15 protein-coding genes are annotated in these 15,471 nt (G+C 70.6%); 5 read left to right on the top strand and 10 right to left on the bottom strand.

Features of this window, described 5'->3' with window-relative positions; genetic code table 11:
* Nucleotides 1-13 precede the first annotated feature (13 nt).
* The 4 genes from ACFY2A_RS11395 to ACFY2A_RS11380 form a co-directional block, all read right to left on the bottom strand.
* Nucleotides 14-1,549, bottom strand: coding sequence for an ABC transporter substrate-binding protein (locus tag ACFY2A_RS11395; protein WP_363920316.1), 1,536 nt, complete (start codon nucleotides 1,547-1,549; stop codon nucleotides 14-16).
* A gap of 199 nt (nucleotides 1,550-1,748) precedes the next feature.
* A complete protein-coding gene (locus tag ACFY2A_RS11390) occupies nucleotides 1,749-2,210 on the bottom strand; it encodes a hypothetical protein (protein WP_363920314.1) in 462 nt (153 codons plus the stop codon).
* Nucleotides 2,211-2,245: 35 nt separating this feature from the next.
* Nucleotides 2,246-2,878, bottom strand: coding sequence for a M23 family metallopeptidase (locus tag ACFY2A_RS11385; protein ID WP_387170808.1), 633 nt, complete (start codon nucleotides 2,876-2,878; stop codon nucleotides 2,246-2,248).
* A gap of 31 nt (nucleotides 2,879-2,909) precedes the next feature.
* On the bottom strand, nucleotides 2,910-3,374 hold the full coding sequence (locus ACFY2A_RS11380) for a universal stress protein (protein WP_387170806.1): 465 nt from the start codon (nucleotides 3,372-3,374) through the stop codon (nucleotides 2,910-2,912).
* Nucleotides 3,375-3,620: 246 nt separating this feature from the next.
* Here ACFY2A_RS11380 and ACFY2A_RS11375 point away from each other — a divergent pair, with 246 nt between their 5' ends.
* Both ACFY2A_RS11375 and ACFY2A_RS11370 read left to right on the top strand, forming a co-directional pair.
* Entirely contained in the window at nucleotides 3,621-4,469 is an 849-nt protein-coding gene (locus ACFY2A_RS11375; protein ID WP_387170804.1) for a fumarylacetoacetate hydrolase family protein, read from the top strand.
* Complete coding sequence (locus ACFY2A_RS11370; protein ID WP_387170802.1) at nucleotides 4,466-5,272, top strand: SDR family NAD(P)-dependent oxidoreductase; 807 nt, start codon at nucleotides 4,466-4,468, stop codon at nucleotides 5,270-5,272. Before ACFY2A_RS11375 ends, ACFY2A_RS11370 begins: the two co-directional genes overlap by 4 nt.
* 136 nt (nucleotides 5,273-5,408) lie before the next feature.
* Here the strand turns inward: ACFY2A_RS11370 and ACFY2A_RS11365 are convergent, their stop codons facing one another.
* Nucleotides 5,409-5,864, bottom strand: a complete 456-nt coding sequence (locus tag ACFY2A_RS11365; protein ID WP_387170800.1) for a MerR family transcriptional regulator — start codon at nucleotides 5,862-5,864, stop codon at nucleotides 5,409-5,411.
* A 41-nt stretch (nucleotides 5,865-5,905) separates the two neighbouring features.
* On the opposite strand from ACFY2A_RS11365, the gene ACFY2A_RS11360 reads away from it, so the two are divergent.
* The 3 genes from ACFY2A_RS11360 to ACFY2A_RS11350 all read left to right on the top strand — a co-directional run bounded on the left by ACFY2A_RS11360 (nucleotide 5,906) and on the right by ACFY2A_RS11350 (nucleotide 7,976).
* Nucleotides 5,906-7,078 carry an MFS transporter gene (locus ACFY2A_RS11360; RefSeq protein WP_387170798.1) on the top strand — a complete coding sequence of 391 codons (1,173 nt, stop codon included), beginning with the start codon at nucleotides 5,906-5,908 and terminating at the stop codon, nucleotides 7,076-7,078.
* A gap of 78 nt (nucleotides 7,079-7,156) precedes the next feature.
* The gene (locus tag ACFY2A_RS11355) at nucleotides 7,157-7,582 is read left to right on the top strand and encodes a hypothetical protein (protein WP_387170796.1); all 426 of its coding nucleotides are present in this window, start codon (nucleotides 7,157-7,159) and stop codon (nucleotides 7,580-7,582) included.
* Nucleotides 7,583-7,607: 25 nt separating this feature from the next.
* Nucleotides 7,608-7,976, top strand: a complete 369-nt coding sequence (locus tag ACFY2A_RS11350; protein ID WP_387170794.1) for a hypothetical protein — start codon at nucleotides 7,608-7,610, stop codon at nucleotides 7,974-7,976.
* A gap of 239 nt (nucleotides 7,977-8,215) precedes the next feature.
* Here the strand turns inward: ACFY2A_RS11350 and ACFY2A_RS11345 are convergent, their stop codons facing one another.
* The 5 genes from ACFY2A_RS11345 to ACFY2A_RS11325 form a co-directional block, all read right to left on the bottom strand.
* Complete coding sequence (locus tag ACFY2A_RS11345) at nucleotides 8,216-11,056, bottom strand: DEAD/DEAH box helicase (RefSeq protein ID WP_387170792.1); 2,841 nt, start codon at nucleotides 11,054-11,056, stop codon at nucleotides 8,216-8,218.
* A gap of 222 nt (nucleotides 11,057-11,278) precedes the next feature.
* Nucleotides 11,279-12,265, bottom strand: a complete 987-nt coding sequence (locus ACFY2A_RS11340; RefSeq protein ID WP_387170790.1) for a zinc-dependent alcohol dehydrogenase family protein — start codon at nucleotides 12,263-12,265, stop codon at nucleotides 11,279-11,281.
* A complete protein-coding gene (locus tag ACFY2A_RS11335) occupies nucleotides 12,262-13,104 on the bottom strand; it encodes a carbohydrate ABC transporter permease (RefSeq protein WP_387170788.1) in 843 nt (280 codons plus the stop codon). The genes ACFY2A_RS11340 and ACFY2A_RS11335 overlap by 4 nt, the downstream gene beginning before the upstream one ends.
* Complete coding sequence (locus ACFY2A_RS11330) at nucleotides 13,101-14,033, bottom strand: carbohydrate ABC transporter permease (RefSeq protein WP_387170786.1); 933 nt, start codon at nucleotides 14,031-14,033, stop codon at nucleotides 13,101-13,103. Before ACFY2A_RS11330 ends, ACFY2A_RS11335 begins: the two co-directional genes overlap by 4 nt.
* Before the next feature lie 56 nt (nucleotides 14,034-14,089).
* Nucleotides 14,090-15,460: an ABC transporter substrate-binding protein gene (locus ACFY2A_RS11325; RefSeq protein ID WP_387170784.1), complete on the bottom strand. Its 1,371-nt coding sequence runs from the start codon at nucleotides 15,458-15,460 to the stop codon at nucleotides 14,090-14,092.
* Nucleotides 15,461-15,471: the final 11 nt, after the last annotated feature.

Below are 15,471 nucleotides of genomic sequence, written 5' to 3'. Positions count from 1 at the left end.
GTCCCCCGCCGGGTCACCGGGCGAGAGCCACGTCGCGGAACCGGATCGCCCGGTCCGTGCGTACCTCGTAGCCGCTGACCTGCTTCGACCAGCCCTGGGCGACGTCGGGGTTGTAGAGGTAGATGTAGCTGGCGTCGTCCACGATCTGTTTGGCCACCTGCTCGTACTGCTGCTTGCGGGCGGCCTGGTCGGTTTCCGTTCGGGCCTGGTCGAGCAGCCGGTCCACGTTCGGGTTGGCGTACTCGTGGAAGTTGAACGTGCCGTCGCTGTGGTGCTGGGCGTAGTAGAACTCGTCGGGGTCGATGTTGCCCAGCCAGCCGAGCATGAACGAGTCGAACTTGCCGGCGCCCTGCTCGTCGAGCCACTGGGCGAAGTCCAGCGTACGGATCTTGACGGTGATCCCGACGGCTTCCAGCTGCGAGGCGATGACCTGGGCGGCGGTGACCGTCTCCGGGTACTCGCTGGTGACCATGAGGTCCATGGTCAGGCCGCTCACCCCGGCCTGGTCGAGCAGTTGCTTGGCCTGGTTCACGTCGTGCGAGAACGGCGCGTACTCGTAGTAGAAGGCGCTGTTCTGTGGGATGGCCGTCTGGTTGACCGTGGCCAGCCCGAACTTGGCGGCCTTGGTGATCGCCTCACGGTCCAGCGCGAAGGCGATCGCCCGACGGACGTTGACGTCGTCGTACGGCTTGCGCGCCTGGTTCAGCGCGAGGTACCAGTAGTCGGTCGACGGCACCGACTGCACCGCCGGGTCGTCCCCGTCGAGCAGCGCCGGCACCTGCTGCGGTGGCAGGTTGTCGGTCCAGTGCACCTCGCCGCCACGCAGGTTCTGCAGGGCGACCGTGGGGTCGCTGACGAAGGTGAACCGGACGCCGTCCAGCTTGGGCTTCTCGCCCCAGTAGTTGTCGTTGCGGACCAGCCGGATGCTGTCGCCGGAGCTGTAGTTCTCCACGGCGAACGGCCCGCTGCCGACCGGCTTGGTGGTGATCTCACCGGATTCCACGTTGGACTTCTGGACGATCGCCACGCCCTTGAAGCCACCGAGGTTGGCCAGCAGGTTCGGGGTCGGCGCGTTGAGGGTCACCACCACGGTCTTCGGGTCGGTGGCCTCGATCGACTTCACGGTGCCGAACTTGTACGCGTTGTTCAGCTTCTCGTCGATGATCCGGTTGTAGGAGTAGACGACGTCCTCGGCGGTCAGCGGCGAGCCGTCGGAGAACTTCACGCCCTCGCGGAGGGTGAACGTCCAGGTCAGTTGATCCTCACTGGTGGTCCACTCGGTGGCCAGGGAAGGCTTCATCTCCAGGTTGGCGTCCGGCTCGACGAGCGTGTCGAAGACGTTCTCCAACACCTGGAAGCTGTAGTAGGCGGAGGTCTTGTGCGGGTCGAGCTGGTCGGGCTCGCCGCCGATCGCGGCGTTGAGCACGCCTCCGGCACCCGCCGTGTCGTTGCCGTCGACGTCGACGCCCTCGCCCCCACTGCATCCCGCCACGGCGGCGAGCATCAGGGCGATCGTCGCGCCGGCCAACCTGAATCTGGTCCTGGACATGGTCCTCCCCCTGGATTCTTCCCCGGCAGTCGAAAGATCTTGCGAGTCTGGTCCCCCGACCAATCGATGTCAACACAAAACATGGCAAAATGCCCTGGTCGCCGCCTCCCTGCTCGCCCACGCTAACCGCAAACCCGCCGGCCGGCAGGGCTCGGACCGGCGGGCGGACACGTTCGCCGTCAAGCTGTGACCCGGGCGGTCAGAGGCAGCACCAGCAGTAGAGGTGGTGGCCGGCGGCCCGGGCGCGGCGGGCCAGGGCGCTGATCTCCTCGATCACCGGCAGCAGTTCATCCGGCGGCAGCGGGTCACCCCAGGCCAGCTCCTCGATCTGCCCCCACCGCGCCGACAGCTCGGGCGACTGAGCGGCGGTGATCGACGCCAGGGTGTCCCTGGTGGCGTCGTCGAGGACGATCAACCATGGCCCTTCGTCGCCGCCGCTCCAGATCAGCCGCTGCTCGATCAGGTCGGTGGACCAGGCCAGCCCGCGCACGAAGCCGACCAGCTTGCCGAGGGTCACCGCCGGCTCGATGCCCTTGAGGTCGATCGCGTCCACCCCGGGGCGCCCCCCCGACACGGCGACCGGGCCGCCGTCGAGCTCCGCCATCAACCCGATCGCGGCGGCGTCGTCCGCCGCGCGGAAGTAGTCATAGAGAACACCCATGGCCGTACCCCATCAGGTGGGTACGACATCGCCCGCTACGGACAGTTGTTGCTGGTCAGCCGCAGCGTGTACTCGGCGTCGTCCTGAGTGATGCCCGACGGGGCACCGTCGAAGTAGGTCTCCACCTTCTCCCAGCCCCGCCGCTGCTCGTAGTGCAGGTGCGGGGCACCGGAGTTGCCGGTGCTGCCGATCCGGCCGATCTGCTGGCCCTGGACGACCCGCTGGCCGGCCTGCACCAGCGGCGGCTCCAGCAGGTGCAGGTACTGGGTCTCCCACCGGCCGCCGTGGTCGATCTTCACCCAGTAGCCACCACCACGACCCCGCGGGCCGTCCGGATTGTCCGGGGTACGACCACCCAGCGATCCGTTGATCCCGGCCACGGTGACGGTGCCCTCGTAGGAGGCGAGCACCGGTTGTCCCCACGGGTCGCCGGAGAGCGGGAAGAAGTCCACGTCGTAGTCGCCGTGCCCCGGGTAGGTGCCGACCTGCCAGGTCTCCCCGCAGGCGACCGGCATCTGGAACAGCGGGCGGGGCCCCGGCGGGCGCAGCACGATCACGGCCGCCACGGCCAGGGCGATCACGATGCCGAGGCTGAACAGGAGCCCGAACCGGATCCGGCGGGCGCGGCGGTGGGAACGGGGGTGGCCGGTCGTCACGGCCCAGAGCATGTCAGAGACCGGCAACCCCCGTCGGCCGCCGTCAGGCCGGCACCGCCGGCACGGCGGGGCCGCTCGGCGCCGGAACCGGCACCGGGAGCACCACCACCGGGCAGGTCGCCTTGCGTACGCACTCCTCACTGACCGAGCCGAGCACGGTGTGCCGCAGCCGGCCGTGCCCGTGACTGCCCAGCACCAGCAGGTCGGCGCCACGGGCGGCGGCGGTCAGCACGTCGGCCGGCCGCCCCTCGACGACCTCGGCCGAAACCGGTGCCGTCGACGTGCCCCGAGTGACCTCGCCGATCTCCCGGGCCAGCAGGGCGGTGGCCCGCTCCTCCTCCTCGACCGGGTTCGGCGCGACCATCGCGCCACCGTCCAGGCCGTCCCACCGCCAGGCGGTCACCGCCTGCACGGTGCCGTTGCGCTCGGCCGCCTCACCGACCGCCCATTGCAGGGCACGTCGCCCACCGTCCGAACCATCGACGCCGACAACAATCAGATACGACATCGTCCTCACTCCTCTCCGTCCTGCTTCCAGTGCAGCGTGCGGACGTGGGACGGACCAGCGGCCGGAGTCCCCTCCGGACAGGTCGTACGGCCCTGCGCCGGGCGGGACCTGCGACCCGGTCGGGCCGTGCGACCTCGACCGACGAGGACGACACCGTCGATCATGGCCCTTGTGAGGCGTCACGATCACCTGATAGACATCACATGTCTTGCCGGCTCGTCGGTGACGCGGTATCTGGGGGTGACGGTGAAGCTGCTGCGAGTGGGTCCGCCGGGGCAGGAAACGCCGGCACTGCTCGACGAGGCCGCCCAACTCCGTGACCTCAGCGGGGTCATCGGCGACGTCGACGCCGCCTTCCTGGCGGCCGACGGCCCGGCCCGGCTGGCCGGCATCGTCCCGCACGACCTGCCGCCGATCGACGGCACCGGGCTAAGGATCGGCCCCCCACTGCACCCCGGAAAGATCGTCTGCATCGGGCTGAACTACCGCGACCATGCCGCCGAGACCGGGGCCGCCCTGCCCGCCGAGCCGGTGGTCTTCCTCAAGGCGGCGGACACGGTGGTCGGTCCCGACGACCCCGTGCTGGTGCCCCGCGGCAGCACCAGGACGGACTGGGAGGTCGAACTCGCCGTCGTCATCGGCCGCAAGGCGCGCTACCTGCCGTCGGCCGAGGCGGCCATGGACTGCGTCGCCGGGTACGCCATCTCGCACGACGTCTCGGAACGGGAGTTCCAGCTCGACCGGGGCGGCCAGTGGGACAAGGGCAAGTCCTGCGAGACGTTCAACCCGCTCGGCCCGTGGCTGGTGACCGCCGACGAGGTCCCCGATCCGCAGGACCTCGGCCTGCGGCTCTGGGTCAACGGTGTGCTCCGGCAGGACGGCACCACCAAGGACATGGTCTTCCCGGTGGCCGAGATCGTCCGCTACCTGAGCCAGTTCATGGTGCTCTACCCCGGTGACGTCATCAACACCGGCACCCCGGCCGGCGTCGCCCTCGGGCAGCCGGAACCCAAGCCGTACCTGGTCGCCGGTGACGTGGTCGAGTTGGAGATCGACGGCCTGGGCCGGCAACGGCAGACGCTGGCACCGGCGTGACCGGCGACGGGCAGGCGTTCGCCGGCAGAGCCGCCGCCGGCGCGGGCGAGTTCGCCGGGTTGGCGGCGGTGGTCACCGGCGGTGCCTCCGGCATCGGCCTGGCCACCGCCACCCTGCTGGCCGAGCGTGGCGCCCGGGTGGCCTGCCTGGACCTGAACCCGCAGCAGATACCCGAGCCGTTGCTCGGCCTGACCGCCGACGTGACCGACGACGTGTCCGTGCGGGCCGCGATCGCCGCCGCCCATGCCGCGTTCGGCGGCCTCGACGTCCTGGTCAACAACGCCGCCGTCGGTGCGATCGGCACCATCGAGGCCGACAACGATGAGCAATGGCACCGGGTTCTCGACGTCAACGTGGTCGGTATCGTCCGGGTGACCCGGGCCGCGCTGCCACACCTGCGCGCCTCCGCGCACGCCGCGATCGTCAACATCGGTTCCATCGCCGCCTGGCTCGGGCTGCCGCAGCGGGCCCTCTACAGCGCCAGCAAGGGAGCGGTGCAGGCGCTCACCCTGGCGATGGCCGCCGACCACGTAACCGCCGGCATCCGGGTGAACTGCGTCAACCCGGGCACGGCCGACACCCCGTGGGTGCGTCGGCTGCTCGACGCCGCCGACGATCCGGCGGCGGAACTGGCCGCGTTGCAGGCCCGCCAGCCCACCGGTCGCCTCACCACCCCGCAGGAGGTGGCCGCCGCAGTCGCGTACCTGGCCAGTCCGCTGTCCGGATCGACCACCGGCAGCGTGCTCGCCGTCGACGGCGGCATGCACGGCCTGCGGCTGCCCACGCCGCCGAGCGGGGCCTGAGCGGCACGATCCGGGCTCGCCACGCTGCCGCCGAACGGGGCCTGAGCGGCACGATCCGGGCTCGCCACGCCGCCGCCGAACGGGGCCTGAGCGGCACGGTCTGCGGCCTCCCGGCCGAGCGGGCCGGAGCGGCAGCTCAGCGGGCGAGACCGACCGCCGGGCCAGCCTTGCGGACCGACCGGCGGGCCACCGCGCCGCCCGGGTCACCGGGATGGCCGGGCCCCACCACGTCACCGCGTACGTCGGCGACGATGGTGGCGAGCAGGTCCCGGCTGGACCGCAGCGACTCGATCTTCTCGGTCAGCAGGTCCAACTCGCCCTGAAGGGTGTCGGCCAGTCGGGCACGATCAGCCGGCTCGTCGGGGATCGTGGCCCGACCGTCCAGGAGGAACCGCAGCGCCTGCCCGACCACTCCGGACGGCAGCGCGGCCGACAGCATGCACCGGATGCGGGCGACCCGGTCGACGTCGGATTCCTGGTAGATCCGGTAGCCCGACTCGGTGCGTACCGGCGTCAGCAGACCCTGCTCCTCGTAGTACCGCAGCATCCGCACCGACGCGCCGGTCCGGGCGCTCAACTCTCCGATCCGCATCGCTTGACTCTAACGTCGGTGTGAGGCTTTAGCGTCCGCCTGTGATCGTCTATGTGCTCCTCGTCTGCTCGTTCGCCGTGGCCACCGCCGAGTTCGTGCTTGTCGGCCTGCTCCCCCAGGTCGCCACCGACCTGGACGTCTCCGTTGCCGCCGCCGGACAGCTGGTCACCGCGTACATGATCGTGGTCACCGTGGGCGGCCCGGTCGCCACCGTGCTGACCCGCCGGCTACCCCGCCGGGAACTGCTCGCCGGCACCATGGCGCTGGCCACGGCGTCCGCGGTGGCCAGCGCCATGGCCACCTCGTACCCGATGCTGCTGTCGGCCCGGTTGGGCTCGGCGCTGGCCCAGGCGCTGTTCATGGCGGTGGCCTCCCAGGTGGCCATGGCCTCGGTGCCGCCGGAGCGGCAGACCGTCGCGGTGGCCCGGCTGTTCGGCGGGTTCGCCCTGGCCACCGTGCTCGGCCTGCCGCTGGGCAGCCTGATCGGTGCGGCGTACGGCTGGCCGGTCACCTTCGTGGCCGTGGCCGGCATGGCCGCGCTGGGGCTGCTCGGTGTGCTCGTCTTCTGCCCCCGCATTCCCAACCCGCCACCGGCCGGCATCCGGGACAGCGTCGGTGCGCTGCTCCGCGCCGGCATCTACGCCGGGCTCGGCGTCACCCTGCTGGCGTTGACCGGGTTCGTGGCCGCCTTCACCTATGTCGCGCCGATGCTGCGCACCGTCACCGGGCTGAGCCCCGGTTGGGTAAGTGTCGGTCTGGTCGGCTACGGCCTCGGCACCATCGCCGGCAACCTGCTCGCCGGCCGGGTACGCCCCGAGGCGATCGCCCGCCGGCTGCCCCTCGCCGTCGGCGCGCTGACGGCGATCCTGCTGGTCCAGCCGCTGCTGCTGCCGGTGGCCCCGCTGGCGCTGGCCGGGCTCGCCCTGCTGGGCGCGGCAGCGTTCCTGGTCGTGCCGCTGGTCCAGACCTGGCTGATGGGTCAGGTCGACGCGGCCACCACCGGCCTGGTCGCCGCCGTCAACATCTCGGTCGCCGGTGCCGCCGGAGCCCTCGGCGCCGCGCTCGGCGGCACGGTGCTCGCCGTCGGCCTCAGCCCGGCCTGGATCGGCCCGGTCGCCGCCGTCTCCGTCCTGGCCGCCACAATCGTCGCCACCCGCCTCACCCGGGCCACGTCGTCGCGCGGACCCTCGTCAGGCGCGCTGCTGAAATCGTGAGGCGAGCGGCTACCGGGGCGTTCGGGGCTGGCGGAACCGGGTCGCCAATGCCCTCGCCCGCCCACTATGGTCCGCCGCATGCGGTTGGAAAGGGTCACGCGAGACAACTACCGGGCGGCGCTGGCGCTGTCCGTGCGGCCCGACCAGGAGGACCTGGTCGGGCCGGTGGTCAAGTCGCTCGCCGAGGCGTACGTCTTTCCCGACAACGCCTGGCCGAGACTGATCTACGACGAAGACAAGCTTGTCGGGTTCCTGATGGCCTTCCTGGACATCCCGTGGAACTCCGCCTCGCCAGGTCTCGTCGTCTCGCAGACCTTCGTCAGGAACTCTGCTCCCGCAGTGACACGCGAGGCCGGCTCTTTCCGAATGACAGCCGGACAACTGGCGGGGGGCATGAATGAGCCTCGACCTGAGGAGCCGCCGGGGCTTACGGATGGCGGTCGCCGCCGTCGCGATCGGGGCGGTTCTCGCCCTCGCCACGGTGGTGACTGCGGCCATACGTGACCACGGTCCAACTCCCCAGCAAGAGGTGGCCAGCAAGGGGGTACGGATCTCGGTGCCGGCGGCGTGGCCGCGCAATGCCACCAAATGCGGTACGCCGATGCGCGACACCTACATCGTGGATGTCGATGTGATCGCGGGCTGCGCCGTGTTGCCGAGACCTCGCGTCGACTACGCCGAGATAAGGCGCGCGAATCTCGATCTCGACCCGGTGGCACAGCTGGCGACCGAAGCGGGCGAAGCATTCGGCCACCCCGTCCTCCGGGGCGGCGACGTGCTGCCGGATGGCCGGACGCGGCAGGTGGTGGTGGTCCCCGACCAGCAGGTAGTCCTCGTCGCCGTGTCCAGCAACCCGGCGCTCGCCGAAGCGATCACTGATTCACTCCGAGTCGACTGACCTGCGTCGGCACCGCCAGCGCCTCGCTTACTGTCGGTCAACCCAGGAACGAGATCTTGGAAACCTTTCGTTAGCGAGTCCCCGACTGTGCCGTGGCCACCGCCGCCCGCAACCTCCTCACCACCACCCTCAGGCAGACACGCTGGACCGAGGACGGTGACACTTCGGATCCGTGGCAGTCGCGGTAGCCGACACGCCGGGTGGCTGGCACCTTTACTGCCACAGTTCGGCGACGTGAGTTACGAAGGCGCGTGCTGGGGCGGGAGGTTGGGCGCGGGGGTGAGGAGGCGTTGGCGCTCGGCTGCGACCACTTCCTGGACGAGTTCGGCCTCGGAGAGGTCCACCGCTTCCGGGCTGGCGTCGGCCAGGTCGCTGAGCCGGGCGAACTCGTCGAAGATGCGTCGCTTGCCCGCCAGCAGTTCGGTGATCCGCTGATCGACGCCCTCCTCGGAGAGCAGCCGGTGCACCTGCACCGACTGGACCTGCCCCATCCGGTGCGCCCGGGCGACGGCCTGCGCCTCGGTGGTCGGCTTGAGCTGAGGTTCACAGATGACCACGACGGAGGCCGACTGGATGTTCAGCCCGACACCACCGGCCACGATCTGGGCCACCAGGACAGCGCCGTGGCGGGCGGCCGAGAAGTCGTCCACCATCCGCTGCCGGTGGTTGGCCGGTACCGAGCCGGTCAGTGGGCCGAAGACCGGGCCGGGAAGGGTACGGGCGATCACGTCGAGTACCTCCCTGAAGTGGGAGAAGACGATGACTCGGCGCTCGTTCTCCGCCGCCTCCCGGACGATCTCGACGAGGCGCTGCACCTTCGTGGACTCGGCGGCCTGAAGCATGGCCGCCTGGCGCATCTGCATGAAGTTGCCCCGCTCGACCGCCTCGCGGTAGCGGCCGGTGTCCGCCGAGGACATCGGCAGCCACTCCTCGACCTCGATGAGTTCGGGCAGTTCGTCGAGCACATCGTCCTGGTTGCGGCGCAGGTACGCCGGGGCGATCTGCCGCCGGAACCGCGGGGGTGACAGGTCGGTGGCGTCGACGGTGAGATCGGGGCGTACGTAGGAGGCGAGGTTGCGGAACTCGTCGACCCGGTTCTCCAGCGGCGTACCGGTGAGCAGGATGGCCCGGTCGGCGCGCGCGACGAGCTCCTTCGTCCTGACTGACCGCTGCGCCTGCGGGTTCTTGACGTAGTGGGCCTCGTCGACCACGACGCACGCCAGGTCAGGGAGTTCCCGCAGCTGCGGCTCCCACCAGGCGAGGGTCTCGTAGGTGGTGACCGCCACGCCCCCGTCCCGCAGCCAGGTGCGGGCCGCGGCATCGCGTTCCGGACCGTGCACCCGGTGTGGACGAAGCGTCGACTTGCCGCCGATCTCGCGGACCCAGTTGGTCACCACGGCGGCGGGACACACCACCAGGAAGTGGGTACTTCCCCGGCTGTGCAGGTGCGCCAGGACCGCGAGCGCCTCGACGGTCTTCCCGAGGCCCATCTCGTCCCCGACGATGACCTTGCGTTGGACCAGGGCGAAGCGCGCGGCGAAGCTCTGATAACCGCGCAGGGACGCGGTCAGGTGTGCGCCGTCGAGCGCCTGGTCGCGTACCGCCTGGATGATCTCGTCTGGGAGATCGCCGTGCACCGCGTTCTCGTCGCCGCTGGTGAATCCCAGCTCGGCGAGCATGGCGAGGTAGTCGGCGGGTCGTTTGAGGAAGTCCTCCCACGGATCGACACGCCGGCGCCGCCGACCGGCCGGCGGCGCCCCACCGAGCAGTTCGGCGCGCCTGATGACGATCTGGATGCTCTCGCGCAGGCCGGTGGCGACAAGCCCTCGGGTCGGCACCACGAGAAGGTGGCTGGTCCTACGGTCGATGGCGCTGCCCAGCGGCGCGAGTTCGGCGGCCCGTTCGAGGTCGGCTGCCGCACCGCGCGTCCGTCGGCGCGCGTCCCACTCGGCGAGGCACCGCAGCAGGTGCGTGGCCTCCGGGTGGCGGTGGTCGACGTCGATACGAACCGGCGTGTCGTCGTACGTGGCCTGCCAGAGGGTGCGGGCTGCGCCGAGCATCCGCCGGGCCGAGGTCTCACCAACACCCGGAAGCGCCTGAAGCGACGCGCCGCGCTGCAACACGTCCTGCACCGTGGTGACTCCCGCGTCGGCAAGCGGCCCGAGTCGGAACCGGTCGCGGGTGACGGTCCGCAACGCCTCCACCGGCATGTCCCGCAGGATCCGTCGCACCTCGGCATGTCTGACCTTCTCGCCCGCTTCACGGGCCGCCGACCGGTACGGGGCTTCGCCGGCCATGACCTTGTCGATGGCGGCCAGGGCTGCCGGCAGGCCCCCGAAGACCGACCGGTCCACCAGCTCCGGCTCCGGACCGGTCCACCCAGCCAGCTCCGGCGCAGGGCCGGTCTGCTCGTTGGACGCAGGGCCGGTCCGCCCAGCTGGCTCGGAGCCGGACCGTCCAGGCTCGGACCCGGACCGCCCAGCTGGCTCCCGGTCGCTTCGCTCGGCGAGGAGCGCGAAGCGAAGGACCGGGTCGAGCAGATCGTCCAGGCTGTCCCGGGCCGGGTCAGGGGGTGCGGTGTGGACGCCGAGCTGCGCCAGACGCTCGGGGCCCTCGGCGGCGATGACCTCCGCGTGCCGGTGACGCAGGAACGTCGCCGCGGTGGCCGCCGACTGTTTCCTCGCCGGCCCGGTGAGGTAGCGGCGTACGTCGAGCATCGGTGCGAGGTCGGCGGCGGCGCGGGGGGCGTCATCGGTGAGCAGGCGCAGCAGGGCACGGTCGGCGTTCGTCGTCGCGGGAAGCTTGGCTCGTTCCCGTAGCCGTCGGACGATGTCGCGGTCGTTCTCCCCCAGCGGGAGTACGCGCCAGGCTGGCTGGCCGGACCGGTCGACCAGGACGCTGCGGGCCCGCATGACCTCTTCGGCGCTGCTGGCCGCACGCTGGACCGCCCGGTGCCAGTTCTGTGCCGTCGTGGCGAGCTGACCCCACCGTCTGAAGTCCGCCACGAGCCGACGGAGTTCTTCACGCTCGGTCTTGTCCATCCGCACCCCGGCCCGGTACCCCGCCGCCCACCCGCCCATGCCGCACAGCTGACCATGCCGCCCGCCCGACCATGCCACACGCCTCGCCACGCCGCGTCCCTCACCACGCCGCGTCCCTCACCACGCCGCGCGCCCGACCACGACACGTGGCTGATCATGCAGTTGTGGCACCTACGAAAGTGGTGCATTCACCGTATTTCCGGTGCCACAACTGCATGATCGGCAGCGGCGGGAGGGGCGGGCCGAGGGTGGTGGGGTGGGTCAGGTGATGAGGAGTTTGCGACCGATGCCGGAGCGGAACTGCGACATCGCGTCGGCGTAGGCGGCCAGAGGGAAGCGGTGGCTGATGAAGACCTGCGGGTCCAGGACGCCGGCCGCGAACAGCTCGGCGGCGCGGTCGAAGCTGTGCAGCACGGCCATCGAGCCGGTGACGGTGATCTCCTTGTTGTAGATGCGGTACGGCTCGACCGGCACCCGGGTGGCGTACTCGGAGACGCCGAACTGGAGGAACGTGCCGGCGGGGGCGACCCGCCCCAGGCCGTCGGAGATGGCGGCCTCGACCCCGGTGCAGTCGATGACCACGTCCCAGCCGCGCGGGCGGTCCAGTTCGTCGGCGTTGGCGGCGCTCGCCGAGCAGCCCAACGCGACGGCGGTGGCGAGGCGGTCCGGGTTCAGGTCGACCACGCTGACGGTTGCCGCACCGCAGCGCTTCGCCAGCTCCAGCATCATCAGGCCCATGGTGCCGGCACCGTAGATGAGGTAATGGTCGGCCAGCCGGCGGGGCAGCACGTCGAAGCCGCGCACCGCGCAGGAGAGCGGTTCGATGAGGGCGGCGTCGGCGGGGGCGACACCGGACGGCAGCACCACGCAGTTGCGTACCGGCGCGAGCGCGTACTCGGCCGCCCCGCCGGAGACGGTGACCCCGATGGCGTTCCACCGTTCGCAGAGGTTGCCCCGGGCGCGGCGACACTGGTAGCACTCGCCGCAGTGCAGCGACGGATCCACGGCCACCGCGTCACCGACGCGCAGTTCGGTGACGTCCCGCCCGAGGGCGACCACGGTGCCGGCGAACTCGTGGCCCGGCACGATCGGGTACGCGGGCGCGAACTCGCCGTCCATGATGTGCAGATCGGTGCCGCAGATCCCGCATCCGGCGACCTCGACCACCACGTCCCGGGGACCGGGCGTGGGGTCCGGTACCGACTCGACGCTGATCTGGCCCGGCGTGACGATTACTGCTGCCTTCACTTGACCGCCCCCATGGAGAGTCCTCGGACGAGTTGTTTCTGGGCGATCCAGCCGGCCAGCACGACCGGTAGCGACACGATTGTCGCCGCCGCGCAGAGCCGGGCCAGGAACAGCCCTTCGGACGTGATGAAGCCGACCAGGAAGATCGGCGAGGTGCCGGCCCGGGTGGCGGTCAGGTTGACCGCGAAGAAGAACTCGTTCCAGCTGAAGATGAAGCAGATCAGCGCGGTCGCGGCCAGGCCGGGCGCCACGATCGGTAGCAGGATCCGCCGGATGGTGACGAGCAGGTTGGCGCCGTCCATCGCCGCCGCCTCGATCAGCGCCGCCGGCACCTCCAGCAGGAACGACCGCATCATCCACACCGCGAGCGGAAGGTTCATGGCGGTGTAGAGCACGATCAGGGTCCAGACGTTGTCCAGCATGCCGAGGTCCTGCACGAGCAGGTAGATCGGCAGCAGCGCGGCGACCACCGGCAGCATCTTGGTGCTGATGAAGAAGAACAGCACGTCGCGCCAGCGCTCGACCGGCCGGATCGACAGCGCGTACGCCGCCGGGGTGGCCAGCACGAGCACCAGCACGGTGGACAGCACGCTTGCCATCACCGAGTTGAGCAGGTACGGGGTGATGTCCCGGTCGAAGACCTGCCGGTAGCCGTCCAGCACCGGGGTGAAGAACCAGGACGGCGGGTTGCTTGCGGCGTCGACCTCCCGCTTGAAACCGGTGAGCACCATCCACGCCACCGGCAGGAAGAACAGCAGCCCGGCCAGCCACGCCAGCACCGTCCAGATCGCCCCGGTCAGGCCCGCGCTGCGCCGGGCCGGATTCGCGGTACGGGTCATCGCGCGTCCTCCATCCGGAACAGGCTGGAGATCACCCGCAGCGCGAAGGTGGCGACGATGATGGTGCCGATCACCACCACGACGCCGGCCGCGGCGGCCTCGCCGTACTCGAACTTGCGGAAGGTGGTCAGGTAGATCTCGTACGGCAGGTTGGTGGTGGCCCGACCCGGGCCACCCTGGGTGATGGTGAAGACCGCGTCGAAGGTCTGCACCAGGTAGATGGATCCCAGCAGGGCGCCCAACTCCAGGTAGGGCCGCAGGTAGGGCAGGGTGATCCGGGTGAAGGTCTGCCACGGGCCGGCCCCGTCGACCCGGGCCGCCTCAAGCGTCTCCAGGGACTGGCTCTGCAACCCGGCCAGGATGATCAGCATCATGAACGGGGTCCACTGCCAGACCAACGCGGCGACCACGGAGACCATCGGGTACTGCGACACCCAGTCGGTGCTGCCGCCGAGGATGCCGTTGATCAGCCCGTAGGACGGGTTGTAGATGGCGTGTTTCCACAGCAGCGCCGCCGCCATCGGCATCACCAGGAACGGGGTGATGAGCAGGGTGCGGACGACGCCCCGACCGGGGAACCTGCGGTCGAGCAGGATGGCCAGGCCGAGGCCGAGCAGCACGGAGGCGATCACCGATGCGGCGGTGAGCACCACCGTGTTGAGCAGCGCGGCGCGCAGCCGACCGTCGGTGAGCACGGTGGCGTAGTTGGCCAGGCCGATGAACTCGCGGCTGCCCGGCCGCAGCGCGTTCCAGCTCTGCGTGGACAGGTAGAGGGTGAACAGGAAGGGCAGTTGCGTCACCACGATGGCGAAGACCAGGGCGGGCAGCAGCGGGGCCCGGCGGGCCCAGCGGTGCCTCCGGTCGCCACGGGTGGGACGAACGGTGGGTCGCGGGGGCGAGTCCGCACCGGTGGTGCTGGTGGTGGTCATCGATCCGCCTCGGGGGCAGGGCCGGGGCCGGCCGGTCGGCCGGCCCCGGCGGGCGGCTACCGGTGGTTGCTGGCGGCTTCCTCGGCCAACCGCTGGCCGGCGGCGAGCGCCTGTTCGACCGTGGACTGGCCGGCGATCGCGGCCGACACCTCCTGCGACACCTTCGTACCCAGGTCGGCGAACTCGGGGATGCCGACGAACTGCACGCCGAGGGCGGGTCGCGGCTGCACCCCGGGGCTGACCGGGTCGGCCTCCTGGATGGACTTGAGCGTGATGTCGGCGAACGCCTCAGCGGACTGCCGGTACTCGGCGATCTCGTAGGTGGACTGGCGTTTGCCCGCCGGCACCCGGGACCAGCCGAGTGACGAGCCGACCAGCTTCTCGTACTCCTTGCCGGTGGCCCAGGAAATGAACTTCCAGGCGGCGTCGGCGTTCTTCGTGGTCTTCGGCATGGCCAGGGCCCACGCCCACAGCCAGCCGGCGGATTCGGTCTTGTTGACCGGCGCGTACGCGTAGCCGACCTTGCCGGCGACAGTGCTGGCGTTGGGGTCCTCCAGGGGGCCGGCGGCGGAGGTGGCGTCGTACCACATGGCCGCCTTGCCCTGCCCGAACGTGTTGAGGCACTCGGTGAAGCCGGACTGCGGCGCGCCAGGCTGGCCGTGCTCGCGCAGCAGGTCGACGTAGAACTTCGTCGCCTCGGTGAACTCGGGTGCGTTGACCTTCGGCGTCCAGTCCTGCTCGAACCAGGTGCCACCGAAGGTGTTCACCACAGTGGTCAGCGGCGCGAACAGCTCACCCCAGCCAGGCAGCCCGCGCAGGCAGATGCCGGAGACGCCGGCCGCGTCGTCGTCGTCGAGCCGCTCGGCGAATTCGGCCACCTGCTGCCAGGTCGGCCGCTCCGGCATGGTCAGGCCCTCGGCGGCGAAGAGCTCCTTGTTGTACATCAGGAACGACGACTCGCCGTAGAACGGGGCGGCGTAGAGCTTGCCGTCGGCGCCGGAGAGCGAGGCGACCATCGGCTCCAGCAGGTCACCCTTGTCGTACGCGGTGTCGGCGTCCGCATACGAGCTGAGTTCGTGCAGCCAGTCGTTCTGCGCCCAGATCGGTGCCTCGTACGCCCCGATCGTCGCCACGTCGTACTGGCCGCCCTGGGTGGCGACGTCCTGGGTGACCCGGTCGCGCAGCTCGTTCTCCGGCAGGATCGTGAACCGCACCTCGATTCCGGTGTCCTTGGTGAAGTTGTCGGCGGTGACCTTGGCCAGGTCCTCCATCTGCGGATTGCCGACCATCAGCACGGTGATGGCGGTGCCGTCGCTGGAGGAACCACCGCCAGCTCCGGAACAGGCGGTCGAGACCAAGGTGACGGCGAGGACGGCGGCCAGCGCGGCGGGTCCACGCCGTCGACGAGGAGTTCGTGTTTCAGGCACAGCGAACCTCC

The organism is Micromonospora sp. NPDC000442, assembly GCF_042898635.1.
Classification (GTDB): Bacteria; Actinomycetota; Actinomycetes; order Mycobacteriales; family Micromonosporaceae; genus Micromonospora.
This window is presented reverse-complemented; position numbering and strand designations above follow the sequence as displayed.